Here is a 24,177-nt window from a genome sequence, read left to right on the forward strand (position 1 = left end):
GGGCGGCGGTGCCCGCGGTCGTGCGGGTCGGGTTCGGTTGCGGGTTGAGATGGTGGTCGTGTTGAGGGCGTGGGCGACGCTGCCCGCGGTCGTGCGGGTCGGGTTCGGTCTCGGGCTGACCGCGGCGGACCTTGCCGCGCTCGGGTGGGCACCGTCGCGGATTGGCCGTGGTGCGCTTTCGGCGGCTCGCTACGCCGCCGGGTTCATGCTTCCATGCCGGTCGCTGGCTGGCCACGGCGGTCCTGGCGACACTTTCGACGGCTGACGGCGTTGTCGCGTGGTGGGCACCGCGGGCCGCTGGGCAATGCCGGCGTGCTGGTGAAGGGGCGCCCGGCTTTAGCCGGCCTCGGGTGGTCGCTACGGTGGCTGACCGGTATGGGTTGCGGTCGATAGGCTGGGGCCTCGGTGGTCGGCGCGGTGCGGGGGAGGCGCGGGTGCGGCGCGGTCAGGTCGGGGTGTTGCTCGCGGTCACGTCCGGGCTGTTCTCGGTGCTGCTCGCCGTCGCCGTGAACGTGGCCACCGGGGGGTCGTTGCCCGGGGGGCTCGCCTCGGTCTCCTGGCTGGCTTGGCCCGCCGTCGGGCTGCTCGGGCTCATCGGGATCGGTTTGGCGATCTGGCAGCAGCACCTGGCGAACGCCCCGGCCGCGGCGGTGGAGACATCCGTCGATGCGTTGCCGGTGCCGGCTGAGCTGCCTGCGGCGCCGGCGTTGTTCGGGCGGGACCATGTCGCTCGTGAGGTTGGGCAGATGCTTACCGGGGCGGCCGTCGTGGTGATTGCCGCGGCGCCCGGGACCGGGAAGACCGCGCTTGCGCTGCGGGTCGCGCATGACGTGCGGGAGAGGTTTCCCGACGGGCAGTTGTATGCGGCGCTGCTCGGCGGGGCCGGGGCGGCGGTGTCGCCCGAGGCGGTGCTCACCCGGTTCCTCGGGGCGTTGGGGCATCCGGTCGGCGATGGGCGGATGGAGGAGGCTGCAGCGTTCGGGCCCGCGGCGGTTGAGCAGCGGGTGGATAGGGGCGCGGGGGTTGAGCAGCGGGTGGAGACGGCCGCGGGGGTTGAGCGGCGGGTGGAGACGGCCGCGGGGGTTGAGCAGCGGGTGGAGACGGCCGCGGAGATTGAGCAGCGGGTGGAGACGGCCGCGGAGATTGAGCAGCGGGTGGAGACGGCCGCGGGGGTTGAGGAGCGGGTGGATAGGGCCGCGGGGGTTGTGCGGCGGGTGGACAGCGGCGTGGGTGGTGCGGGGCGCGGGCAGGTGGAGGAGCTTGCGGCGCGGTTTCGGTCCGTTGTGGCCGACCGCGCTGTGCTCGTTGTGCTCGATGACGCCCGCGACGCCGCGCAAGTTGTGCCGTTGCTCCCCGGCGGCGGGCGGTGCGCGACCCTCGTCACCAGTCGCGTGCCGCTCGTCGAGGTGCCGGGGGCCCGGGTCGTCGGGCTCGGGGCGATCGACGACGACGCCGGGCTGGAACTGCTCGCCGACGTCGTCGGGGCGGGGCGCCTGGCCGGGGACCCCGAAGGGGCGTCAGCGCTCGTGGCGGCCAGTGGTGGGTTGCCGCTCGCGGTGCGGATCGTGGGCGGGCGGTTGCGCGCCCGGGCGGGCTGGACGCCGGGGCAGCTGGCCGGGCGGCTCGCCGACGAGCGGGGGCGGCTCGACGAGCTGCGGCAAGGGGAGCTGGCCGTCCGGGCCGCGTTCCGGGGGGCGTACGACGGGCTGTCCGCCGTCGAGCAGGTTGTGTTCCGGCGGGCCGGGTCGCATCCGGGGCCGGAGTTCGGGCTCGTCGCGGCGGCGGCCCGGGCCGGGCTGGCCGCGGGGGAGACCTCGGCGGCGCTCGAGCGGCTCGCGGATCTGTTCCTGCTGGAGTCGCCCGCGCCCGATCGATATCGCCGGCACGATCTGCTCCGGCTGTTCGCCATCGAGATGGTGGAGGCGGCCGGGGAGCGGCGGGACGTTGTGCGCCGGGCGCTGCTCGCGCTCGAGACCGACGTGGGCGCCGCGGTGCTGTGGGAAGGGGTCGCGGCCGGGCTGCTCGGTGAGGTACGAGCGGCGGCCGACCAGGTGGCGCATCGTCTGGCCGATCCGTTCGACCGGCTCGCGGCCTGGCAGGCGGCCGTCGAAGCCCGGCGGGAAGAGGGCGGGGCGGGACTCGCGCGGGCGGTGCGGTGGGTCTCGCACTCCTGGACGTTCGTCGGGCAGGTGCAGCGGGCGCACCTGGGCGCGCAGGAGGCGCTCGCGCTCGCCGAGGCGGCCGGGGACGCGCGCGAGGTCGCGCAGTGCGCGCGGCGGCTCGGGGAGGCGCTGCGGGACCTCGAGCGGTCCGGCGAGGCCGAGGCGGCGCTGCGGCGGGCGCTCGGGTTCTTCGCCGCGGCCGGGCCGGTCGAGGAGGAGGTGGAGGTCAGCTCCGCGCTCGCGGTGCTCTACAACAACGACGGGCGGACCGGGGAGAGCCTTCCGCTGCTGCGGCGCGCCCTCGAGCGGCTGCCCGACGAGGTCCGGGACTCGCGGCGGGGGTGGGTGCTGGGGTCGCTGGCCTACGCCTACCGGGCCGCGGGCGAGCTCGAGGCGGCGCGGGAGCTGGCCGCGCAGGCTATGGCGCTCGCGCGCGAGATCGGGGACCGGTACCTGCTCGGGTACTGCCATCAGGACTCCGGCTGGGTCGCCGTCGCCGCCGGGGAGTACGACCGGGCCGAGGGCGAGTTCGGCGCCATGCTGGAGCTGTTCCGCGAGCTGCGCGTCGAGTCCGGCGTGGCGTCGGCGGTCGCGTCGCTGGGCGTGGTCGCGGATCGGCGCGGGGACCGGGAGGCGGCGCGGCGGGCGTTCGGGGAGGCCGAGGAGCGCTTCCGAAGGCTGGGGGACGACCGCCGCGCGGCCCTGTGGCAGGGGCACCGGCTCGAGCTAGGGGACGGAGAGCCGTAGCAGCTGGAAGCTGTGGTCGGACTGGCCGCCGGTGCGGCCGAACTCGTACGAGTGGACGCGCACGTCCGCCGTCGTGTACGCCCAGTCCAGGCGCCACCAGCGCGGCAGGCCGTCGCGGTCGCGCCACGAGGCCGGGTACAGCGACGGCAGCAGCGCGCCCGCGTCGTGGAGGCGGGCCGGGACCTTGCGCAGGTCGCCCATGGCCGGGGACGTGTTGAAGTCGCCGGCCACCAGGATCGGGTTGCGGTTCGCGTCCACGTCGGCGGCCAGGGCGCGCCACTGCGGCTCGCGCTGGGCGTGCTGGTCGCGCACCGTGCGCCAGAAGGCGCCGCCGAACACGCTCAGGCCCGGCGACACCTGGACCGGCAGGTGCAGGTTGTACACCGAGAGCACCCGGCCGCCGCCCAGGTCGAGGTCGGTGCGCAGGACCTTGTCGCGCACGAACTCGGCCACCCAGCCCGTGTCCGTGGTGGGCACGTCGGCCGGCAGCGGGTACGCGCGCAGGATCGGCAGGCGCGAGACCGTCACGAGCTCGCCGGCGATCGCGATGTGGTAGCCCGGGAACGCCGCCTGCAAGCGGTCCAGGTCGTGCACCGGGGTGGGGATGTCGCCGTCGTTGAGGTACTCCTGCAGCAGGTAGACGTCGGCCTGACGGGCCTGCAGGAAGGGGTAGAACGGGCCGCCGTCGCTGTCCCAGTACTCGGTGTTCCAGCTGAACACGCGCAGGGCCCCGGCCGGCGCCGGCTCCGGCGAGGTCCACAGTGCACCGGCGTTCCAGCCCGACAGCGGGTAGCCCAGCAGCAGCGCGGCCAGGCACAGCAGGGCGACCGGGCGGCGGGACCGGGGCACGGCCGCCGCCCCGGCCGCGAGCACGAGCGGGACGGCGGTGAACACCAGCGGCGGGACGATGTCGGGGACGAGCCACAGCCACCACTGTCCACTGAGGACCAGCTGGGCGACCACGAACGCGAGCCACGCGGCGGCCAGGGCCACCAGGGTCCGGTACAGCCAGCGAGCGGTCACGCCGTGGCCTCGGCCGGGAAGGTGCGGTCGTAGAGGCGGCGGAAGGCCCGCGAGCCGAGCCACTGCACGGCCCCGGCCGCGACCCCCGCGGTGATGGTGACGTTGACGACGAAGTGCACGGCCGTGAAGAGCCCGAGGAACGCCGGGCCGTTGCGGCGCAGCACGAACGCGTACATGCCGGCGTCGCAGGCCAGGGAGAGCAGCAGGAACGCGGCCGGCGCGACCAGGAGCAGCGAATGCACGAGGCCCAGCGGCAGGGTCGCCAGGGCCGCGGCCGCGGCGAGGCTGCCCCACGCGCGCGACTGCGTCTCGAAGCCGGACGCGAAGCGCCGGGCGCGCAGGTAGAGCGGCACCCGCAGCCGGCCGCGGTGGAAGAGCTTGCGCAGCAGGCCCAGCAGCGCGTGGTCGTGGTCGTGGCGGCCGCGGACCTCGCGCGTGAGCACCATGCGCCAGCGGCGGGTGAGCCGGTAGCCGTAGTCGACCTCCTCGGTCTGGCGCAGCTCCGGGTTGAACGGGCCGACGTCGTGGAAGACGTCGCGGCGCAGCGCGCACAGGGCCGGGAAGAGGAACGTGATGTCGCCCTCGGCGGTGACCGACCAGTAGTGGTACTGCAGCCCGCGGTACCGCGCCGTGATGGTGTCGTGCAGCAGCGGCTCCGGGTCCTCGATGCCGCAGACGCAACCGATCGCCGGGTCGGAGCCGAGGATGCGCACGGCGGTGGCGACGGCGTCGGGGGCGAGGCTGACGTCGGAGTCCACGAAGTACAGCACGGAGCCCGTGGTCGCGGCGACGCCGACGTTGCGGGCGTTGCCGCACCCGCCGTTGGCGCCGGTGCTGAGCACCCGCACGCCGAGGCCCTCGGCGACGGCGACGGAGTCGTCGGTGGAGCAGTCGTCGACGACGAGCACCTCGAGGTGGGGGTACGTCTGGTCGAGCACCGAGCGCAGGCACAGGTCCAGGGACTCGGCGTAGTTGTAGTTGGGCACGATGACCGAGACGAGGGGCAGGTTCATCGGGCCATCTCCGGCACCTCGTAGAGGTTGCGGAACCGGCCCGACGCGAGCCAGGCGAGCACGCCGCAGAGCGCCGCCGCCGCGATCACGAGGTTCAGCAGGAAGTGCATCGTCACGAAGTACAGCAGGAACTGCGGCGATCGCAAGCGTGCCACGAACCGGTGCATCGGCAGGTCCCCGGCGACGAACAGCCCGAGCAGCGCCAGGGGCACGAGCCACAGCACCGGGCCGAGCAGCACCGGCAGCGCGATCGCCAGCAGGGCCAGCGGCGCGGCGATGCTGACCCAGGCGCGCGGGCCGCTGGTGATGCCGCCCGGGAACGTGGGCTTGCGGATGAACATCGGGATGTGCAGGGCGGTGCGCACGAAGACCTTGCGCACCAGCACCCCGAGGTCGTGGTCGTGGTCGTGCACGCCCCGGACCCGGGGGGAGAGCCAGATCTCGTACCGCTGGGCCAGTCGCCGCCCGTAGTCGGCGTTCTCGGTCTCGCGCAGCCGCGGGTTGAACGGCCCGATCTCGCGGAACACGGCGACCGGGATCGCCAGCAGCGCCGTGTACAGGGTGGCGATGCGGCCCTCGTCGGCGATCAGCCAGTACGACTGCTGCAGGCAGCGGTACTCCTCCAGCAGGCTGTCGCGGATCAGCGGCACCGGGTCGTAGTTGCCGCACACCGCGCCGATCGCCGGGTCGGAGCGCAGCAGCTCGACGGCGTTGGCGACCGCGTCGGGCCTGGCGGCCACGTCGGAGTCGACGAAGAACAGGATCTCGCCGTTCGCGTGCTCGGCGCCGAGGTTGCGCGCGGCCGCCGGCCCGCCGTTGCGCGGGGTGCGCAGCACGCGGAAGCCGAACCCGGCCGCGACCGCGGGCGAGTCGTCGGTGGAGCAGTCGTCGACGACGATCACCTCGAGGTTGGGGTACGTCTGCTCGCGCAGCGCCTGCAGGCAGAGCGGCAGGGCGCCCGCGTAGTTGTAGTTCGGCACGATGACGGAAACCAGCGGGTGGTCGAGGGTCATGGTCCCATCCAGGTCAGCAGGGTCGGGTGGTGGTGGGCGGCGATGGCGGCGGCCAGCACGAGGCCGACGACCGCGGCGCTGGCCACGATGAGCCGGTCGTGCAGGATCGCCCGGACCGGGTCGCCGCCGGCCCGGTGGACGTGGATCGCCTGCAGGTAGCGGAACGCCGCGAAGAGCCCGGCGGGCGCGGCGACGACCAGGACCGCGGGGCGGTACGGGTCGACGGGCGCGTCGGTGGCGAGGTACAGCAGGAACGCGCCGGCGGTGAGCGCGAGGTTGAGCCCGAGCAGCTGGTCGGTGAGCGGCAGCGTGTACCCGGCCAGGGCCGGGCGGTGCGCGGGCCCGGCGGTGCCGAGCTCGTGGCGGCGCTTGCCGAGCACGAGCACCAGGCAGCCGGTGAACACCGCGCTGAGCAGGGGCAGGGACACGGGGGCGGCGACCGCGCCGTAGCCGTACAACACCCGCAGGACGAACCCGGAGGCCACCACGCAGATGTCCAGCGGCGCGGTGTGCTTGAGCCAGCGGCTGTAGGCGACGTTGACGAGCAGGTACGCCGCGACCGGCCACGGCGGCACGGGCGGGCCGAGCAGCAGCAGACCGGCCAGCAGTACCGCGACCAGAGCCCCGAACCCGGCCGCGACCGGCACCGACACCCGCCCGGCGGCGATCGGCCGGTGCCGCTTGGCCGGGTGCAGCCGGTCGGCGTGGCGGTCGCTGATGTCGTTGCCGACGTAGACGAGCACGGCGGCGCACGTGAACACGGCGACGGCCCAGCCGGCCCGGCCCGCTCCGGCCCAGGTCGGGCCGGCGTCGAGCAGGGCGAGCGGTACCGCCAGCAGGTTCTTGGCCCATTGGCGCGGCCGGGCCAGCCGCACCAGCTGCCAGGCGAGCGCCGGGGCGGCGGGGAGCTCGGCGACGCTTTCCGCGGACATCGCAGCCCCCGGCCTAGAAGAAGATCTTCGCGGCGGACAGGGCGCCCTGCCGCCACGGCTCGCGGCTCGTCCGGCCCGTGCCCGTCTCCGGGGTGCGGCCGCGCCACCAGGCGTAGGTGGCGAGGATGGCGTCGCGGTTCGACCGGCGGGGCGCGAAGCCGAGGCGCCGCCGGGCCTTCTCGACGCTCACGTACGAGTCGGCCCTGAGCTTGTGCAGCAGGCGACCGTACACCGGGGAGAGTTTCAGGGTCTCCAGCCCCCGCAGGGCGAGCAGCGCCGGCCGCGCCGGGACGGACACGACCCGCTTGCCGTGCCCGGCCGCGTCGAGCACCGCCTGGAAGTCCTCGCGCAGCGTGCCGAACTCGGCGGCGGCGAGGTTGTACGTGTCGTTCGCGACGTCCGCCCCGGCGCCGAGCACGGTCACCACGGCGTCGACGAGGTCCTCGACCGCGAACATCTGGATGCGCACGTCGCCGCGGCCCAGGACCGGGAAGTTGCGCCCCTCCTCGGCCCACTCGAAGAGCATCGCGAACAGGCCCATGCGGCCCGGCCCGAGGAACGTCTTGGGGCGCAGGATCGTGAGGCACGTCCCGCCGGCGCGGTGGCGCTCGGCGACCTCCTCGGCGGCGGCCTTGGCCCGGCTGTACGTGTCGACGGGGCGGCGCGGGTACTCCTCCGGCGTCGGCACGACCGCCGGCAGCCCGTAGACGGCGGTCGAGGAGACGTGCACGACCCGCGGCACGCCCGCCCCGGCGGCGGCCTCCAGCACGGTGGTGGTGCCGCCGACGATGATCGAGCGGATCTCGTCGGCCGGGTAGCTGGGCAGGGCCGCGGCGCAGTGCACCAGCGCGCCGGCGCCGGCGGCCGCGGCGGCCATGGCGGCCGGGTCGCGCACGTCGCCGAGGAGCGTGACGGTCGGGGCGGGCCGGATGTCGACGCCGCGCACGTCGTGCCCGTCGGCGCGCAGGCGCTCCACGAGCCGGGACCCGAGCATGCCGGCGGCGCCGGTGACGGTGATCACCACAGGTTCCCGGCCTTCTGCGCGAGGAACCGCGTCACCAGCCGGGTCAGCCCCTGCCCGAGCACCTCGCCGAGGGCGTCGGCGCCGCGCTGGACGTCGTCGAGGCCGGTGACCAGCGACGGGCCGATGACGAGCGGGTTGCGGCCGTTGAGGGTGTAGTACGTGAAGATGTCGTGGTCGCGGTACAGCGCGTTGATCACCGCGCACGTGACGAGCTTGGTCTTGAACCGGGGGTCCTTGCCCATGCCGCCGGGCGCGAGGCGGGCCACGAGGTCCAGCAGCGCCGGGCCGCCGTCGATGAACACGCCCCACAGCGCGCCGGCGCCGGCCACGTGGCTCACCGCGTCGGGGTACTGCTTGGCCAGCCGCTGCAGCGCGGGCTCCAGGACCCGCTCGATCGCCCGGGCCCGGGCCGGGTAGTCGTCCTCGACCACGATGCTTATCGCCTCGATCGCGGTCGCGCACTCCTCGCCGAAGCCGTAGTACGTCGTGCTGGTCGACTGCAGCAGGGCGTCGCCGAGGTTGTCGTAGGCGCGCCGGAACACCTTCTCGCGGGCGACGAACGCGGAGATCGAGGACTTGCCGCCGCCGAACGCCTTCGAGGTGGTCAGCACGTCCGGGATCAGTCCGTCGTACCGCATGAAATAGAACAGTTCGCCGGTTTTTCCCCAGCCGGTATAGATCTCGTCGAAGATCAGGACGATATCGTGCTCGGTGCACAACCGGCGCACCTCGCGCAGGAACTCCTCGCCGCACCACGACACCGTGGAGGCGCTGAACGGTTCGACGATGAGCGCGTAGACGTCGCCGGCGTGCCCGGCAACCGCGGCGCGGACCGAATCGATGTCGCCGTAGGCGAATGTCGCGATTCCCGGGATTGTCGGAAAATCGAAGTGCGGCTGCCCGGTGAGCCCGCCGGAGCCGAGGAGTTTTCCGTGAAATCCGAGATCCGCGCGCAGGATGGTGCCGCGCCGCCCGCCGTGGTATTTGTACGCCAGCTTCACCGCGCCTTCCACCGCCTCCGCCCCGGAGTTCGGCAGAAAGGACATGTTCAGGTCCCCGGGCAGGAGCTGGGCGAGGTTGTGCCCGAGCGCGGCCAGATACGGCGAGAAGTACGTCTTGTGCACCTCCATGCGCCGCTGTTCGGCGAAGTGCCGCCGGGCCGCGAGAATGCGCGGGTGGTTGTGCCCGTGGTTGAGCACGCCGACGCCCCCGGTGAGGTCGAGGATGCGGCGGCCGTTGCGCTGCTCGAGGTATGCGCCCTCGGCCCGGTCGACCAATTCGCGGCCGAACCCGAACGACGTCATCAGGCTCACCTGGCTGGCGTTCACGTAGCGGCGGTAGAGCTCGTGCGTCTCGCGGACGGTGAGCCGCTCGCACTCCCGCAGACCTATCAGGTTGGACATGCGGCGAACGTACTGACGGCACCTCGACGAGATCGGAATCGTTCCTGAATCGACCCTGTACACGGTCTGGACTACCCACCGCAACGCTTGCCCGGCCCGCGACGGAGCCGATATTTTGCTTGCGGCACCGAAGCCACGAGCGTGAATGTCTATTAATTTAAAAGGAGCTTCCGATCATGCGACCGGACGTGTCGGTCATCGTGCCGGCCTTCGACAGCGCGCAGACACTCGGGGCCTGCCTCGCCGCCGTCCGCGCCCAGCGGGAGCCGGTCGCCGAGGTGATCGTCGTCGACGACGCCAGCACCGACGGCACCCGCGAGATCGCCCGGGCCTTCGGCGCCACCGTCATCGAGCAGCCCGAGAACCGCGGCCCGGCCGCCGCGCGCAACGCCGGCATCCGGGCCAGCCGCGGCGACATCCTGTTCTTCCTCGACGCCGACTGCGCCCCCGAGCCCGACGCGCTCGCCGTCGCGCTGCGCATCCTGCGCGACGAGCCCGACGTCGCCTGCGTGCACGGCATCTACTCGCTGCGCCCGCTCTTCGACGACGGGCCGGTCGAGGCCTACCGGCTCCTGCACGGGCACTACTGGCGGCGCAAGCACGCCGGGCGGGTCCGCACGACGCTGTTCGCGGTGTGCGCGATCCGCCGCTCGGTCTTCGACGAGGTCGGCGGCTTCGACGAGCGGCTGCGCGCATCCGAGGACGTCGAGGTCGGCGACCGGATGCCGGCCCGGCTCGGGATCGTGCTCAGCCCCGCGATGGTCTGCCGCCACGACGACGACAGCCGCCTCTTCGCCCTGCTGCGCAAGCAGTTCCGCCGCTCGCAGCTGCTCCTGCCGGTGGCCGCGCACGAGCGCGGTCCGGCCGGCATCCGGGCGAACTCGGTGGCCACGGTGGGCTTCGCCGCCCTGACCGCGCTGGCCCTGCCGCTGGCCGCGCTCTGGTGGTGGGCGCCGGCGGTGGCGTTCCTCGGGTTCGCCGCGGCCGATCCGGGGCTGCTGCGCTTCGTGCTGCGGCACCGGGGGCCCGGGTTCGCCGTGTTCTTCTTCGCGGTACACCTGCTGGTGTCCTGGGCCGTGCTGGCCGGGGCCCTGACCGGAGCGCTGCGGCCCTCGCCGTTCGCGGAGCCGGCATGAATCGGGCGCTGGTGCTGCACTACGCCTGGTTCGGGGTGCGGGCCCTGGGGGTCCTCCGGCCGCGCGTCGGCCCGGTCTTCGGCGTCGAGGGGCGTGCGGTCGCGCTCACCGTCGACGACGGGCCCCACCCCGAGTGGACCCCGCCGCTGCTGGACCTCCTGGCCCGCCACGACATCCGGGCCACGTTCTTCCTCATCGGCGACCGGGTGCGGGAGCATCCCGACCTCGCGCGCCGCATCGCCGGGGCGGGGCACCTGCTCGGCAACCACTCGATGACGCACCCGCACCCGTTCGCCGCGCTCGGCACCGCCGCCCTCGAGGCCGAGGTCGGCGGCACCCAGGAGGCGATCCAGGAGGCCACGGGGGTGCGGCCGGAGGTGTTCCGCGCACCCTCGGGGAACTGGTCGCCGGCGGTGCTGCGGGCCGCGGCCCGGCACGGCCTCACCCCCGTCGACTGGGCCGTCAACCCCAGCGACTGGCGCCGCCCCGGCACGGGGCACATCGCGCGCGTGCTGTCCCGCACCCGCCCGGGGCGCATCATGCTGTGCCACGACGGGGGCGGGGACCGGTCCCAGACCGTCGCCGCGCTCGCCCAAGCGCTCCCGCGCCTGCTCGCCCGGGGGCTGACCTTCGCGACCCCGGAAGTGAGGCCCCGTGTCCGAACATGAACTCTCGGTCTGCTTGTTAGGCCCGGTCCGGGCCCGGCGCGGCCCGGCCGCGCTCTACCTGGGCACGCCGCGGCAGCGGGAGGTGCTGGCCGTGCTGGCCCTGCGCTCCGGCCTGGTGCTGTCGGTGGCGCAGATCGTCGACGCCGTCTGGGGCCCGCGGCGGCCCACGTCCGTGGAGAACATGGTCCACACGTACATCGGGCGCCTGCGCCGGGCCCTGGAGCCGGTGCGGGAGAAGCCGTCGCGGGCCACGGTGCTGTGCTCGACGCGGCCCGGGTACACCCTCGTGCTGCCGCCCACCGCCGTCGACGTGAACCTCTTCGAGCAGGGCATCCGCCGCGCCCGCGCGGCCCGCGCGGTCGGCCGCCTGCCCGACGCCCTCGCCCTGTTCCAGGCCGCGGCGGCGCGCTGGATCGGTCCGCCCCTGCACGAGGCCACGGGCCCGCTGGCCGAGGCCGAGCGGACCCGGCTGGTGGAGCTGCACCAGGACGTGCTCGAGGAGATCGCCGGCGTCCGCCTGCTGCTGGGCGACGACGAGAACCTGGTGTCGGAGCTGCGCTGGATGCTGGCCGAGCAGCCGATGCGGGAGCGGCTGTGGGAGCTGCTGCTGGTGGCGCTGGGCCAGTCGTCGCGGCGCGCGGAGGCGCTCACCGCCTTCCAGGACGCGCGCGTGACGCTGGCCGACCGGCTCGGCGTGGAGCCCGGCCACCAGCTGCAGGACCTGCACCGCCGCCTGCTGCGCAGCGAGCCGGTGGGCGTGCGTCCGTGGTGGAACAGCCGAATTCCCGCGTAGGGTGGTGTCGGATCCGGGGCGCCGCGTTCGTAGCCGGGGCGAGCGGCCGCCCGCCCGGGGCGGTCCGAACCACGGGAGATGATCCGATATGCAGTACCTGGTGTCCGTGATCGACGAAACGGCCGGCCTCGCCACCGACGACGAGGCGGCGGCGATCGACGTGTTCAACGAGCGGCTCAAGGCGGAGGGCCACTGGGTGTTCGCCGGCGGCCTCGGCGCGCCGGACCCCGCCACCGTCGTCGACAGCCGGGGCGGGGAGCCGATCTTCACCGACGGGCCCTTCGTGGAGTCGAAGGAGTACCTCGCCGGCTTCTGGATCATCGAGGCCCCCGACCTCGACGTGGCGCTGAAGCTCGCCGCCGAGGGGTCGAAGGCCTGCAACCGCAAGATCGAGGTGCGGCCCTTCCTCCAGGCCCCGGCCTAGGGGCTGTGTCGAAGTGGGGGTCGGAGCGAGGCGAGGCCCAGGCGTCGGCTGGGGCCGCGCCGGGCGCGCCCCGATACCGGGGTTGTATCGGGGTGTGACCGCTACGGTTCCCGGCGGCGTCTGAGTCCGCCGCAGCCCGGCCACCCACTTCGATACAGCCCCTAGCCGCCCGTCAGGCCGCGACCGCGGGGGCCCGCAGCACCAGGAACGCGCCCGACGGGCCGTCGCCGAGGCGGGCCGGGACCTCGCGGTCGATCGGCACGCCGCAGCCGCGCACGAGCTCGACCACGTCGCGGGCCTGCTCGACCGAGTGGATCTGCACCACGATCCGGCCGCGCGGACTGAGCAGGCCCGGCAGGCGCAGGAGCAGGTCGCGGGCCTCGCCCGGGGTCAGGTAGTAGAGCACCTCGCGCAGCAGGATCGCGTCGTAGCGCTCGGCGGTCGTGAACGTGCGGATGTCGGCGACCTCGAACGACGTGTGCGGGCGGCCCAGGCGGCGGGCCTGCGCGATCGCCGCCCGGCTCACGTCGACGCCGTGGTAGTGGCGGTAGCGGCCGGCCGGCAGCGGCATGTTCGCGCTGCTGCCGCAGCCGAGGTCGAGGATCGCCGGCCGCGGGGCCCACGTCTCCACCAGCGCCAGGGGCATCTCGCCGTCGCTGAGGCGGTCCAGGTACCGCCAGAAGCCGAGCTTGTACTGCAGGTCCCACACGATCGAGTTGAGCCGCGGGTTGGGGCGCACGTAGCGCTCGACCGGGGCGCGCAGGACGCGGGACAGGCGGGCGAGCAGGGCGTTCATCATCGGGGACCTCCGAGCGCGACGGGAGCGGGGCGGCGGCGGTGCATCAGTTCCGCGGTCAGCAGCCCGCCGGCGCCGACCGCCATCTCGCTCAGGGAGCAGACCAGGCGGCTGGCCAGGACCACGGACGTGGCCACCGAGAACGGCAGCACCGTCACCAGGCCGACCATCACCACGGCCTCGCGCACCCCGAGGCCGTCGGGGGCCACCAGCACGACCACCCCCGCGACCGCGCCGGCGGCGAACCCGCCGATGCACACCGCGTACGACGCGACCGGCGGCGCGCCCGCGACCACGGCCAGCAGCCACAGGTGGTGGCCCGACACGACCCAGGAGAGCGTCTGCGCGGCCAGGGCGCCCCGCATGCCGCGGTCCGACGCCGACACCGCGGGCGGCGGGCGGCGCAGCACCCGCAGGGCGAGCGCCAGCGCCGAGTTGAACAGGGCCGGGCGGATCAGCAGGGCCACCACCGGCAGCGCCGCCAGCAGCAGCCAGCCGAAGCGCGCCCCGGCCAGGCCCGGCCCCGCGGCGATGCCCACGGTCAGGCCGGTCAGCGCGACCACGCCCCAGCTCAGGGCGAACAGGCCGGCCAGCCGCACCGGGCCGACGTCGACCTCGCGGCCCATGCGCAGCAGCACCGGCAGGGCGATGAACCGGCCCGGCAGGAACTTGGTCAGGAAGCCCACGAAGAACAGGCGGCTCGAGGTCCAGCCGCTGACCCGGGCCCCCAGGTCGGCGAAGAGCGCGCGCCAGGAGATCAGGCCGAGCACCAGGCCGGCCGCGTTGATCAGCGCGGCCAGGCCGAGGATGCCCGCGACGCGCCCGGAGCCCAGGTGCGCGGCCAGGTCGCGGACCGGGGTCCAGTCCTGCGCGCCGAGGAACAGCACCAGCCCGGCCGCGAGCGCGACCGCGAACAGCGCCGCGAAGGCCTGCTGGAGGCGGCGCGAGCCGAGGGCCATGCCGGCGAACTCGACGACGTGGGTGAGGTACCGGATGGCGACGAACGACGGCCCGTAGCGCAGCACGGCACGGTCCAGCACCAGGAAGCCCAGCAGCGCGAGGACCGGCACGAACGCGAGCCACGGCCGCCACACGGCCAGCGCCACCCCGGGCAGCACGGCCGCGGCCGAGGTCATCGTGGCGACCGCGGCGACGTCGATCCCGCGGCGCCGGCGGATCGGGCGGGCCGTCAGGGTCGTGGCGTACGTGCGGGCGCGCCGGAACACCTCGCGCAGGTACGGCCGCAGCCGATCGGTGTCGTCGTGGTGGCCGAGCACGTCCGCGCTCATCCGGATCTCCCACGCGTCGGGCAGCCGGGTGCCCCACTCGACGTCCTCGGCGTCGCGCAGCGTCTCGTCGAAGCCGCCGACGGCCTCCCACGCCTCGCGCCGCACCGCGGTCAGCGCGAACAGCGTCGCGTCGACGACCCCCGCGCGCCGGCTCCGCCAGTGGTGCTCGGCGCGCGTCTTGTAGGCCGCGACGGCCCCGCCCCCGGGGAACATCGGCCGGTCCGCGTAGATGCCCTGCACAACCCCGCAGGAGGGGTACCGCTCGAGCTCTGCGACCGCGTTCGCCAGCGCACCGGGGGCCAGGGCGACGTCGGAGTCGACGAACACGAGCACGTCCCCGGTCGCCGCGGCGGCGCCCCGGTTGCGCGCGTGCGAGACGCCGCGGTTCACCGCATTGCGCAGAAGCCGGATGTCGTACCGTGAGGCAAGCCCGGCCGACCCGTCGGTGCTGGCGTCGTCGACGACGATCACCTCGTCCGGCGCCGGCGCCTGCGCGAACACCGCGTCGAGACAGGCCGCGAGCGAGCGGCCCTTGTCGAAGTTCGGAATGATCACTGAGACGCGCACGGCCCGACGCTATCGGCGCGACATCGACCGGACCTCGACGCGACCACAACTACGGACGGTGTTCCCGGCTCGCCGCGCCCGCGGTGACGGGCGCGCCCCACCCCGGCACGGACAGCCGGGCAGCACGTCCGGCAGCGGTGGGAGCGGCACAGCGCCGACGATAGGGGACGCCGTCGCGGCCGGTCGACCGGTTCAGGGCCGGGACGGCACCTGCCCGCGGCGGTACGCGCGCTGGGCCAGCTCCTCCTCGTCGACCAGGGTGAGCATGGGCCGGCCGGGCTCGCACAGCATCGTCACGGTGAAGCGGACCGGCATGTCGGTGCGGTGGTTGCCGTCCTGGTAGTGGATCACGTCGCCGCCCGGTTCCCAGAAGGCCTCGCCCTCGTGCAGGACGCGCGGTGGCTCGCCCTCGAGCTCGAAGACCATCTCGCCCTGCAGGACGTAGCCGAAGGCGGGGCCCGAATGGCGGTGCGGGGGCGTGCCGGGTGAGCCCGGCGGGTGCTCGACGACGATGGTCATCACGTGCGCGCCGTCGGGGATGCGCGGGGGCTCGACTTCCTGGAGCGTGGTGATCGTCATGAGCGGCCCGCTACCCGGCGCTGCGTCAAGTACACACGCCGAACTGAGTATGTGTACGGATGGCACCCGGCCGCCCGGCCCCTACCGTCACGGGTATGCACGCACGAGCCATCGGGGTGGTGCTCCTCGCCGACGCACTGCTGGCCGGGGCGCTGTTCCTCGCGATAACACGGATTCACACACAATTGGCCGTCCTCGCCGGCTGGGGTCTGGTGATGGCGGCGATCGCCCTCGCCGGGGCGTTCCGGCGGCGATCGGACGTCGGCGTGCTCCAGATCGCCGTCGCCGTGGCCGTCCTGGTCTTCGCGGCGCCGGCCATCACCGGTCTATGACGTAGGGCCGAACGAGAAGCCGCCGTCGGTGTAGAGGGCGGCCTGCAGGGTGAACAGCTCGTGGTACACCCCGCCGGCCGCCATCAGCTCCGGGTGGCGGCCGTGCTCGATGACGCGGCCGCCGTCCAGGACGTAGATGTGGTCGGCCTCGGCGACGTTGGCCAGGCGGTGCGAGATGAGGATCGTCGTGCCGCCGGCCGCGCGCAGGTGGGCCAGGAGGCCGTGCTCGGCCCGCGCGTCCAGCGACGACGCCGGCTCGTCGAGGATCAGCAGGTCCGGCGCGCGGTACAGCGCCCGCGCGATCGCCACCCGCTGCTCCTGCCCGCCGGACAGCGCCGTGCCGCCCTCGTGCTCCGGGCCGATCAGCGCCCCGGGGTCCACCTCGCCGGGCCGGAAGCCGGCGGCGCGCAGGGCCGCGCCGACCCGCGCCGGGTCCGCCCCGGGCAGCGGCGCGACGTTGCCGGCGATGGTGTCGCTGTACGTCTGGAAGTCCTGGAACACCACCCCGATCCGGGCCCGCAGGGCGTCGCGGTCCAGCTCCCGCACGTCCGTCCCGTTCCACCGCACGGCCCCCGAGGACGGGTCGAACAGCGCCGCCGCCAGCTTGGCCAGGGTCGTCTTGCCCGAGCCGTTGGCCCCGACGAACGCCACGATCCGCCCGCGCCCGACGGTCAGGCTCACCCCGTCGACGGCGGGCCGCGACCCGGTCGGGTACGAGAACGACACCGCGTCGAAGGCCAGGCTGGACAGGGCCGTGACCGGTCCGGAGCCCGGGGGCGGCGGGGGAGCGACGAGCGCCCGCTGGTCGCCCAGGAACAGGGCCGCCTCGGCCAGCTCGCCCACCGGGTACCCGAGGCCGCCGAGCAGGGCGGCGATCTGGGCCACCCCGATCGCCGCCGCGATCAGGGCCGCCGCCGGGGCCCGGCCCGACGCGAACAGCCACCCCAGCAGGCCGAGCACGGCGAGCACCGCGACCGCGAACGCGGTCTGGCCGAGCAGCATCCGCCGGAACTGCCGCCGCAGCAGCGTGCGCAGCTCCGTCTCCCGGGCGCGGGACAGCTCGTCGTACCGCGCCGCGAGGTGTGCGCCGAGGCCGAACGAACGCACCTCGGCGGCGGGCTCGCGGGCGGTGAGCAGGCGGTGGTAGTACACCCGGCGCCGCTCCAGCGGGGTCAGCCGGTTGGCCATCGAGTAGCGCTCGCCGGCCAGGGCCCGGGCCACCAGCAGCACCGGGACGGCCGGCACCAGCAGCAGCGGCACCAGCAGCGGCACGAGCGAGACGACGAACCCGGCCAGCACGAGCCCGCGCAGCGTCATCGTGGCCAGCGTCGTCAGGGCCCGCACGACCTGGGCCGGGCGGAAGTCGGTGCTCGAGGCGCGCAGCACGCGGTCGTGGGTCTCCGGCCGGTCGAACTCGACGAGGTCGAGCGCGCCGATCGCGGCGTGGATGCGCCGCGCGGCGTCCTGCCGGACCCGCTCGGTCAGCAGCTCCCGGACGATCGTCGACACGTTGTCGAGCACGGCCAGGACCGCGAGCGTGGCCACGAGGAGCAGCGCGGGCCCGGCGACGGCGGTGAGCCGCAGCGGCGCCGCGAGGAGCGCACCGGCGAGGCGCTGCAGCACCAGCAGCTGGGCGCCGACCAGGGCGGACTGCGCCAGCGGGACCGCCACCGCGGCCGACGTCAGCCGGGGTGCGGCCCGGCGGCAGAGCCGGACCGCCTCGGGCAGCGTGCCGGGGGCCGGGGTCACCCGTCGAACCACACCCGCAGCTGCTTCGCGGCCTGGGCCTGGGCGACCTTGCCGGCCTCGAGCGAGCCGGCCATGGCGAAGAACCCGTGGATCATGCCCTCGTAGCGGGTCACCGCGACCGGCACGCCCTCCTGGGACAGCCGTGCCGCGTAGCGCTCGCCCTGGTCGCGCAGCGGGTCGTACTCGGCGGTGATGACCAGCGCGGGCGGCAGGCCGGCGAGGCTCTCGGCCTGCAGCGGCGAGGCGAGGGGGTTGTACGCGTCGTCGAGGTCGGGCAGGTAGTGCGAGCGGTACCAGGCCACCGAGTGGTGGTTGAACAGGTACGGGTCGTCGATCGTGCGCATCGACTCGTCGTCGGCGGTCTGGTCGGTGTTCGGGTACACGAGCAGCTGTCCCGTCAGCGCCGGGCCGCCCGCCTCCTGGGCCATGAGGGTGATACCCGCGGCGAGGTTGCCGCCCGCGCTGTCGCCGCCGACGGCCACGCGGGACGGGTCGGCGCCGAGGGCGGCCGCGTTGGCGATCACCCACTCGGTGGCGGCCCAGCAGTCCTCGATCGCGGCCGGGAACGGGTGCTCGGGGGCGAGCCGGTAGCCGGGCACCGCGACGAGGCAGCCGGCCGCGTTGGCGAGGCTGCGCGCGATGGCGTCGGCGGTGTCGATGGTGCCGAGGACCCAGCCGCCGCCGAAGAAGTACATGAGCACCGGCAGGTTGGGGGCGGCGTTCGGGCGGTAGACCCGGATCGGGATCCGGGGGTCGTCCAGCCAGTGCTCGGTCACCTCGTGCACCTTCTCGGGGCTGCCGCCGGCGGCCCGGATCGAGGCGAGGTCCGCGGCGCGGGCGGCGTCGAGGGTCATCGTGTAGAGCGGGGCGACCTCATCGCGCTCCTTGGCGTCGCGCATGGCCTGCACCTGCGGGTCGAGCGGCATCGACGGAATCCCCCCACTGAGAGCCCAGGCGGTCGAGCACGGCCGCCGCCGCGATCCTATGACTCAGCGCGTTTCCGTGCAGCCCGTCCGGGCCCGTGAGCACCTCTCCGGCGGCGATCGAAGGGTGCCGCGACAGGTCCGCGTGCACGGTGCCGAGCCGGGCCGCCAGCGCGTTGGTGCGCGCGGCCAGCAGCCCCATCCGGCGCGCGAAGCCGGCGCCCAGCCAGGGCGGCATCTGCGGATATTCGCGCATGACGAACACCGAGACCGTCACCACCGTCGCGCCCGCGCCCAGCAAGGCGGCGATGATGTCGGTGAGCGCCGCGTCGACGGCGTTCGCGCGCGACTCGTACCCGGGCCGCATCGCGTCGTTCGCCCCGCACACCACCATCGCGAGGTCGGGCCGGAACGCCAGCGCGGCCGCGAGCTGCGTGTCGCGGACCTCGGCCGCGCGCAGGTTGCGCACGCCCAGGTTGACGAACGCGTCCGGGGCCAGCGCGTCCCGGACCAGCTCGGCGAACCCCCCGGGCTCCTGAACCACGCTGTCACCGACCGCGCAGTAGCGCCGCCACGGCGGCGGGAGCGCATATTCCGGTGCCATGTAGGCCTTTCGGCTCATAGATGGAGCGGACACGGTACGGATAGGCTAGCGCCTATGAGGGCCCGCCGGTGACGACAATGCTCACCGCATCGGACTACCGGCACAGCGCCCAGCGGCTCGTCGAACCGGACGTGTGGGACTTCATCGAGGGCGGCGCCGAGGACGAGCGCACCCTGGCGGCCAACCTGCGCGCCTTCGACCGGGTCCGCCTGCGCCCCCGCGTGCTCGCCGGGGTCTCGGATGCCGACACCACCGTCTCGCTGTTCGGGACCGGCTACGCGACCCCGATCGGCGTCGCGCCCACCGCCTACCACCGGCTCGTGGACGCCGAGGGCGAGGTCGCCACCGCGCGCGGGGCGGGCGCGGCCGGGGCGCTCTTCGTCGTGGGCATGTTCGCCAGCCGCACCATCGAGGACGTCGCCGCGGCGGCCACGTCCGGGCTGTGGCTGCAGCTGTACTGGCTCCGGCGCCGCGACGTCATGCGCACCCTGGCCGAGCGGGCCGAGCGGGCCGGGTACGGCGCCATCATGCTCACCGTCGACGTGCCCCGCATGGGGCGGCGCTGGCGCGACATGCGCAACGGGTTCACGATCGGCGGCGGGGTCGCCGCGGTCAACATCGACCCGGCCGTGATGGCCTCCGCGCACGAGCGCGACGAGGGCCGCTCGGCGATCGCGCGGCACACCGCCGACACGTTCGACCCGACGCTGGCCTGGGCCGACCTGGCCTGGCTGCGCTCGTGCACCCGGCTGCCGCTGGTGCTCAAGGGCATCCTCACCGCCGAGGACGCGGCCCTGGCCGCCGCGCACGGCGCCGACGCGATCGTGGTGTCCAACCACGGCGGCCGCCAGCTCGACGGCGCCGTCGCGAGCCTCGACGCGCTCGCCGAGGTCGTCGAGGCCGTCGGCGACCGGCTCCCCGTGCTCTTCGACGGGGGCGTGCGCCGCGGCGCCGACGCCCTCGCCGCGATCGCCCTCGGGGCCCGGATGGTGCTGCTGGGCCGCCCGCCGCTGTGGGGCCTCGCGACCGGGGGCGCCGACGGGGTCGCCGGCGTGCTGCGCGCCGCGACCGGCGAGCTCGCCCACGCCATGGTGCTGGCCGGGCGGCCGGCGCTGGCCGCACTCGACCGCAGCGCCGTCCGCCCGTCGTCGTTGTCTGGAGCTGATGCCTGATGGTGGCGTTGTCCCGCGAGCAGCTGCACACGTCCGTCATCGACCCGGTGTCCGCGTCGATGAACTTCCTCAACGAGATCGCCGGCCGGTATCCGGAGGCGATCTCCCTCGCCGCCGGGCGCCCGTTCGACGAGTTCCACACGGCGTCGGTCATCGACAAGCACCTGCAGGCGTTCCGGGCCAACCGGCCGGTGCTCATGCAGTACGGGCGCACCAACGGCCACATCGGCGACCTCATCGCCCGGACGCTCGAGGTCGACGAGAACATCCAGGTCCCGGCCGCGGCGGTGATGGTCACCACCGGCTGCCAGGAGGCGATGGTCATCGCGCTGCGCGGGCTCTGCGCGGGCCCGGACGACGTCGTGCTCGCGGCCGAGCCCTGCTACGTCGGGCTGACCGGCGCCGCCCGCATCCTCGGCGTCGAGGTCGTCGGCGTGCCGGAGTCCGCCGACGGCCTGCGCCCCGAGACCGTCCGCGCGGTCGCGGCCGCCACCCGGGCCCGCGGCAAGACCCCCCGGGCGCTGTACCTCGTGCCGAACTTCGCCAACCCCTCCGGCGTCTCGCTGCCGGTGCCCGTGCGCCGGGCCCTGCTCACCGCGGCCGCCGACGAGGACCTGCTGATCCTCGAGGACGACCCGTACGGCCTCTTCGGCCTCGACGACGAGCCGCGGCCCACGCTCAAGAGCCTCGACAACGACCAGCGCGTCATCTACCTCGGCTCGTTCGCCAAGTCGTACTTCCCCGGCGCCCGCCTCGGCTACCTCGTCGCCGACCAGCCCGTCGTGGACGCGTCCGGGCGGCGCACGCTGCTGGCCGAGGAGCTGTCGACGGTCAAGAGCATGCTGACGGTGAACACGTCGGCGCTGTCCCAGGCGGTCGTCGGCGGCATGCTCATCGACGCCGGGTTCAGCCTGCGGGCCGTGAACCAGGCCAAGATCGCCTTCTACCGGCACAACCTGGCCACCCTGCTGGCCGCCCTGAAGCGCCATTTCAGCGGTACCGCGGTGCGCTGGAACAGCCCCGGCGGCGGCTTCTTCGTCGTGTGCGACGTGCCGGTCGACGCGTCCGAGGAGCTGCTGGAGGTCTCGGCGCGCGAGTACGGCGTGCTGTGGACCCCGATGCGCTTCTTCTACGTCGGCGCCGGCGGCACGCACGCGCTGCGCCTGTCGTGCAGCGCCCTGGAGCCGGACCGCATCGAGGAGGGCGTCCGCCGCCTGGCCGCGCTGCTGCGGTGAGTGCGGTCGTCGACGTCTGGCTGGTCGACACCCGGGCGCCGTTCGTGTCCACACTGGACGCTGAGGAGCGGCGGCGCCGGGACGCGCTGCGCTCGCCGGACGACCGCCGCCGCTTCGACGCCGCCCACTCGGCCCTGCGCCGGGTCCTGACGCCGGACGCGCGCTTCGTCCGGGGCGCCAACGGCAAGCCGCACCTGCTGGGCGAGCCGCTGCAGGTGAACCTGTCCCACGCGGGGGAGTGGGCGGCCATCGCGGTCACGGACACCCGGCCCGTGGGGGTGGACCTGCAGGACGCGGTGGCCGGCCTCGACCCCGCGGCGCTGGCCCGCCGGTTCTTCCCGCCCGCCGAGGCCGACCTCGTGGCCGCGCACGGGGCCGAGGTCTTCGCGCTGCTGTGGGCGCGCAAGGAGGCGGTGGTGAAGGCGGCCGGCGATCGGCTGACCCGCGGCCTGCTGCTGCCGGTGGCCGGGGACCCGCCGCCGCCCGTCACCCACGCCGGCGTCCGCTACGCGCTCGCCGACCTGGCCGCGCCGGAGGGGTACCGGGCCGCGGTCGCGCTGGCCGGCCCGGAGCCGTTCAGCATCCGAACGCACTGACGCACAGGTACCCCAGCGCCGGGTCGAAGTCGGCGACCATCGCGGGCCCGTCCACCGCCGCGAGGGCCTCCCAGACGCCCGTCATCGGCTGCGCGGGATCGGCGAGCACGACCCGGTCGGCCTTCACCCCGACGCCCGCCAGGTGCCCGCCCAGGACCACCGTCGCCCCGTCCACCTCGCCCAGCAGCTCCACGACGTCGTGCGGCTCGGCGCCGCGCACGATCCGGGGCGCCCGCGCCGGCATCGCGGACGGCCCCAGGTGCAGTGCGACCGCGCAGTGGGCGGCCGGCACCTCGGCGGGCACGCCCGGGTCGTACGGCAGCACCGACTGCTCGGCGACCACGAGCAGCGCCGGCGCGGCGAGGTCGCGCAGCAGCCGCAGCGCCGTGTGCGCGCCCGCGCGGCCCTGGTCCGACACCGCGAACGCCGTCGGGCCGCCGGGGCAGAGGTGGCTCAGGTACGTCGCCGTGGCCCGGCCCGGCTCGATGTCCGGGATGTCGTAGGCGAGCACCAGCGTGTCCACCGGCTCGTCGGGCAGCAGCGCCGCGGCCATCTCGCCGTACGAGTGCCCGCCCGCCATGCCGCGCGGTGCGCCCAGCTCGTAGGGCTCCAGCAGGTCGCCGAGGTAGGTGGCCAGGCGCGCCGCGTGGGCCGGGTCGGCCGCCCGCCGCGCCGGCTCCGGGAACCGCCGTGCCACCGCGCGGTGCAGACCCCACGGCAACGCCTACTCCTCCTCGTCGAGCAGGTTGCCGGCGACGTAGCTGGCGAGGGTGCCGACCGTCTCGAAGTCGTCGCGGCCCAGGTCCTCGACGCTGATCTCGCGCTCCAGGCGGTCCTCCAGCTCCAGCACCAGCTCCAGGCCGGTGGTCGAGCTCATCCCCAGGTCGTCCATGAGCGTGGTGCCCTCCGACGCGTCGGGCACCTCCCGCTTGAGCACGCGGGGCAGCAGGGCGCAGATCGTCTCCACGACGTGCTCGCGCAGCGCCGGGTCGATTGTCGCGGTGTCGGACACGGTAGTTCCTCTCGACGGGTCAGTGCTCGAAGACCATGGCGGAGAACGTGGCGCCCCGCCCGGCCCCGGCGGCGGCGATCACGTAGCGGTCCCCGGGCCGCAGCAGGCCGCGCTCGACCGCGGTCCGGTGGTTGATGAACGCGTCGGCGCAGAACACGTGCCCGTAGTCGGCGACGTGCTCGAGCAGGACCCGGTCGAGCGGGAAGCCGATCCGCTTGCAGGTGCGCTGCCAGGCGACCTGGTTCACGTTGTGGGGCAGGATCACCGCGATGTCGGTGAGCGCGAGCCCGGCCTTGCCGACGGCCGCGGTGACCGCCTCGCCGAGCGCGTCGTGGTAGATGCGCTGGAACTCCCCGGCCACCTCCTCGAGGTCGCCGTCGAACTCCCCGCGCAGCCGGGCCACGTAGGACAGCAGCCGGTCGCGCCCGCCGCCCGCCGCGATCAGGCAGGCCGCCGCGCCCTCGCCGAACATCGAGGTCTCCGGCACGAACCGGGCCTCCCCGGTGAACGCCTTCTCCCCGGCCAGCACCACGGCGAGCCCGTCGTCGCCGTCGGCCGCGAGCAGGCGCCCGGCGAGGTCGATCGCGAGCAGGCCCGACGCGCACGCCTGCTGGCCGACCGCGAACGCCTGCGCGTGGCCGAGGCCCGCGGCGGCGAGCGCGTCGTGCAGCGGGTTGCGGGGGTACGGCACGACGACCGGGAACGTGCGCGCGTAGAGCACGTAGCGGACCCGGGCCCGCTGCTGCGCCGTGAGCGCCAGGTCGGCCAGGGCCAGCCCCAGCAGCGCGGTCAGCGGCTCGCCGGAGCGGGCCGCGGCGCCGAGCTTGTGGTAGCGGCGGAACACCCGCACCTGCATCGGCGTGAGGTCGAACGCCTCGGCGTACGACTCGATGGTGACCCGTTGTTCCGGCACGAACGTGCCCACCGCCGCGAGGGTGGTCATGCCGCCTCCTCGCTTCGCTCGTCGGCGGCCTGACCGTCGAAC

General features: G+C 74.6%; 24 protein-coding genes. 9 read left to right on the forward strand and 15 right to left on the reverse strand.

The window, feature by feature from the left end; genetic code table 11:
- Positions 1 to 434: 434 nt before the first annotated feature.
- On the forward strand, positions 435 to 2,909 hold the full coding sequence (locus ACPPVO_RS13820) for a tetratricopeptide repeat protein (protein WP_426511602.1): 2,475 nt from the start codon (positions 435 to 437) through the stop codon (positions 2,907 to 2,909).
- Here the strand turns inward: ACPPVO_RS13820 and ACPPVO_RS13825 are convergent.
- From ACPPVO_RS13825 to ACPPVO_RS13850, 6 genes are read right to left on the reverse strand one after another with little or no spacing between them, the layout of a single operon-like run.
- Positions 2,889 to 3,932, reverse strand: a complete 1,044-nt coding sequence (locus ACPPVO_RS13825; protein ID WP_426511603.1) for an endonuclease/exonuclease/phosphatase family protein — start codon at positions 3,930 to 3,932, stop codon at positions 2,889 to 2,891. The two genes, ACPPVO_RS13820 and ACPPVO_RS13825, sit on opposite strands and share 21 nt — an antisense overlap.
- Complete coding sequence (locus ACPPVO_RS13830; RefSeq protein ID WP_426511604.1) at positions 3,929 to 4,945, reverse strand: glycosyltransferase family 2 protein; 1,017 nt, start codon at positions 4,943 to 4,945, stop codon at positions 3,929 to 3,931. The genes ACPPVO_RS13825 and ACPPVO_RS13830 overlap by 4 nt, the downstream gene beginning before the upstream one ends.
- On the reverse strand, positions 4,942 to 5,958 hold the full coding sequence (locus tag ACPPVO_RS13835; RefSeq protein ID WP_426511605.1) for a glycosyltransferase family 2 protein: 1,017 nt from the start codon (positions 5,956 to 5,958) through the stop codon (positions 4,942 to 4,944). The genes ACPPVO_RS13830 and ACPPVO_RS13835 overlap by 4 nt, the downstream gene beginning before the upstream one ends.
- Entirely contained in the window at positions 5,955 to 6,890 is a 936-nt protein-coding gene (locus tag ACPPVO_RS13840; RefSeq protein WP_426511606.1) for a UbiA prenyltransferase family protein, read from the reverse strand. The genes ACPPVO_RS13835 and ACPPVO_RS13840 overlap by 4 nt, the downstream gene beginning before the upstream one ends.
- Positions 6,891 to 6,903: 13 nt before the next feature.
- Positions 6,904 to 7,914: an NAD-dependent epimerase/dehydratase family protein gene (locus ACPPVO_RS13845; RefSeq protein ID WP_426511607.1), complete on the reverse strand. Its 1,011-nt coding sequence runs from the start codon at positions 7,912 to 7,914 to the stop codon at positions 6,904 to 6,906.
- The gene (locus ACPPVO_RS13850) at positions 7,908 to 9,218 is read right to left on the reverse strand and encodes an aspartate aminotransferase family protein (protein WP_426514623.1); all 1,311 of its coding nucleotides are present in this window, start codon (positions 9,216 to 9,218) and stop codon (positions 7,908 to 7,910) included. The genes ACPPVO_RS13845 and ACPPVO_RS13850 overlap by 7 nt, the downstream gene beginning before the upstream one ends.
- 275 nt (positions 9,219 to 9,493) lie before the next feature.
- On the opposite strand from ACPPVO_RS13850, the gene ACPPVO_RS13855 reads away from it, so the two are divergent.
- From ACPPVO_RS13855 to ACPPVO_RS13870, 4 genes are all read left to right on the forward strand, one after another.
- Positions 9,494 to 10,453 carry a glycosyltransferase family 2 protein gene (locus tag ACPPVO_RS13855; RefSeq protein WP_426511608.1) on the forward strand — a complete coding sequence of 320 codons (960 nt, stop codon included), beginning with the start codon at positions 9,494 to 9,496 and terminating at the stop codon, positions 10,451 to 10,453.
- Positions 10,450 to 11,121, forward strand: a complete 672-nt coding sequence (locus ACPPVO_RS13860; RefSeq protein ID WP_426511609.1) for a polysaccharide deacetylase family protein — start codon at positions 10,450 to 10,452, stop codon at positions 11,119 to 11,121. Before ACPPVO_RS13855 ends, ACPPVO_RS13860 begins: the two co-directional genes overlap by 4 nt.
- Positions 11,108 to 11,914: an AfsR/SARP family transcriptional regulator gene (locus ACPPVO_RS13865; RefSeq protein ID WP_426511610.1), complete on the forward strand. Its 807-nt coding sequence runs from the start codon at positions 11,108 to 11,110 to the stop codon at positions 11,912 to 11,914. The genes ACPPVO_RS13860 and ACPPVO_RS13865 overlap by 14 nt, the downstream gene beginning before the upstream one ends.
- Positions 11,915 to 12,002: 88 nt before the next feature.
- Complete coding sequence (locus ACPPVO_RS13870) at positions 12,003 to 12,338, forward strand: YciI family protein (RefSeq protein ID WP_426511611.1); 336 nt, start codon at positions 12,003 to 12,005, stop codon at positions 12,336 to 12,338.
- A 172-nt stretch (positions 12,339 to 12,510) separates the two neighbouring features.
- Here ACPPVO_RS13870 and ACPPVO_RS13875 read toward each other — a convergent pair whose 3' ends face one another.
- The 3 genes from ACPPVO_RS13875 to ACPPVO_RS13885 all read right to left on the reverse strand — a co-directional run bounded on the left by ACPPVO_RS13875 (position 12,511) and on the right by ACPPVO_RS13885 (position 15,569).
- The gene (locus ACPPVO_RS13875; protein WP_426511612.1) at positions 12,511 to 13,137 is read right to left on the reverse strand and encodes a class I SAM-dependent methyltransferase; all 627 of its coding nucleotides are present in this window, start codon (positions 13,135 to 13,137) and stop codon (positions 12,511 to 12,513) included.
- A complete protein-coding gene (locus ACPPVO_RS13880; RefSeq protein ID WP_426511613.1) occupies positions 13,134 to 14,990 on the reverse strand; it encodes a glycosyltransferase in 1,857 nt (618 codons plus the stop codon). The genes ACPPVO_RS13875 and ACPPVO_RS13880 overlap by 4 nt, the downstream gene beginning before the upstream one ends.
- Positions 14,991 to 15,182: 192 nt before the next feature.
- Positions 15,183 to 15,569, reverse strand: a complete 387-nt coding sequence (locus tag ACPPVO_RS13885) for a cupin domain-containing protein (RefSeq protein WP_426511614.1) — start codon at positions 15,567 to 15,569, stop codon at positions 15,183 to 15,185.
- Between the two features lie 95 nt (positions 15,570 to 15,664).
- Between ACPPVO_RS13885 and ACPPVO_RS13890 the strand changes: the two genes are divergently transcribed.
- Positions 15,665 to 15,901 (forward strand): hypothetical protein, encoded by a 237-nt coding sequence (locus tag ACPPVO_RS13890; protein ID WP_360376699.1) that lies wholly within the window; start codon positions 15,665 to 15,667, stop codon positions 15,899 to 15,901.
- Here the strand turns inward: ACPPVO_RS13890 and ACPPVO_RS13895 are convergent.
- The 3 genes from ACPPVO_RS13895 to ACPPVO_RS13905 are packed head-to-tail and all read right to left on the reverse strand — an operon-like array spanning position 15,896 to position 19,195.
- The gene (locus tag ACPPVO_RS13895) at positions 15,896 to 17,662 is read right to left on the reverse strand and encodes an ABC transporter ATP-binding protein (RefSeq protein ID WP_426511615.1); all 1,767 of its coding nucleotides are present in this window, start codon (positions 17,660 to 17,662) and stop codon (positions 15,896 to 15,898) included. The two genes, ACPPVO_RS13890 and ACPPVO_RS13895, sit on opposite strands and share 6 nt — an antisense overlap.
- Positions 17,647 to 18,576, reverse strand: coding sequence for an alpha/beta hydrolase (locus ACPPVO_RS13900; protein ID WP_426511617.1), 930 nt, complete (start codon positions 18,574 to 18,576; stop codon positions 17,647 to 17,649). The genes ACPPVO_RS13895 and ACPPVO_RS13900 overlap by 16 nt, the downstream gene beginning before the upstream one ends.
- On the reverse strand, positions 18,524 to 19,195 hold the full coding sequence (locus ACPPVO_RS13905; protein ID WP_426511618.1) for a GDSL-type esterase/lipase family protein: 672 nt from the start codon (positions 19,193 to 19,195) through the stop codon (positions 18,524 to 18,526). The genes ACPPVO_RS13900 and ACPPVO_RS13905 overlap by 53 nt, the downstream gene beginning before the upstream one ends.
- A 59-nt stretch (positions 19,196 to 19,254) precedes the next feature.
- Here ACPPVO_RS13905 and ACPPVO_RS13910 point away from each other — a divergent pair, with 59 nt between their 5' ends.
- Genes ACPPVO_RS13910 through ACPPVO_RS13920 form a run of 3 tightly spaced genes read left to right on the forward strand, consistent with a single transcriptional unit; the run spans position 19,255 to position 22,180 of the window.
- On the forward strand, positions 19,255 to 20,349 hold the full coding sequence (locus tag ACPPVO_RS13910; RefSeq protein WP_426511619.1) for an alpha-hydroxy acid oxidase: 1,095 nt from the start codon (positions 19,255 to 19,257) through the stop codon (positions 20,347 to 20,349).
- Complete coding sequence (locus ACPPVO_RS13915) at positions 20,349 to 21,584, forward strand: PLP-dependent aminotransferase family protein (protein WP_426511620.1); 1,236 nt, start codon at positions 20,349 to 20,351, stop codon at positions 21,582 to 21,584. Before ACPPVO_RS13910 ends, ACPPVO_RS13915 begins: the two co-directional genes overlap by 1 nt.
- Positions 21,581 to 22,180 (forward strand): 4'-phosphopantetheinyl transferase family protein, encoded by a 600-nt coding sequence (locus tag ACPPVO_RS13920; RefSeq protein ID WP_426511621.1) that lies wholly within the window; start codon positions 21,581 to 21,583, stop codon positions 22,178 to 22,180. The genes ACPPVO_RS13915 and ACPPVO_RS13920 overlap by 4 nt, the downstream gene beginning before the upstream one ends.
- Here the strand turns inward: ACPPVO_RS13920 and ACPPVO_RS13925 are convergent.
- From ACPPVO_RS13925 to ACPPVO_RS13935, 3 genes are read right to left on the reverse strand one after another with little or no spacing between them, the layout of a single operon-like run.
- Positions 22,161 to 22,901, reverse strand: coding sequence for a 2-hydroxy-acid oxidase (locus ACPPVO_RS13925; RefSeq protein WP_426511622.1), 741 nt, complete (start codon positions 22,899 to 22,901; stop codon positions 22,161 to 22,163). The genes ACPPVO_RS13920 and ACPPVO_RS13925 overlap by 20 nt on opposite strands.
- Positions 22,902 to 22,904: 3 nt before the next feature.
- The gene (locus ACPPVO_RS13930) at positions 22,905 to 23,192 is read right to left on the reverse strand and encodes an acyl carrier protein (protein ID WP_360376677.1); all 288 of its coding nucleotides are present in this window, start codon (positions 23,190 to 23,192) and stop codon (positions 22,905 to 22,907) included.
- A gap of 19 nt (positions 23,193 to 23,211) precedes the next feature.
- Positions 23,212 to 24,135: a 3-oxoacyl-[acyl-carrier-protein] synthase III C-terminal domain-containing protein gene (locus tag ACPPVO_RS13935; RefSeq protein ID WP_426511623.1), complete on the reverse strand. Its 924-nt coding sequence runs from the start codon at positions 24,133 to 24,135 to the stop codon at positions 23,212 to 23,214.
- Positions 24,136 to 24,177 lie beyond the last annotated feature (42 nt).

The organism is Dactylosporangium sp. McL0621 (assembly GCF_049995355.1).
In the GTDB taxonomy this organism is placed as follows: domain Bacteria; phylum Actinomycetota; class Actinomycetes; order Mycobacteriales; family Micromonosporaceae; genus Dactylosporangium.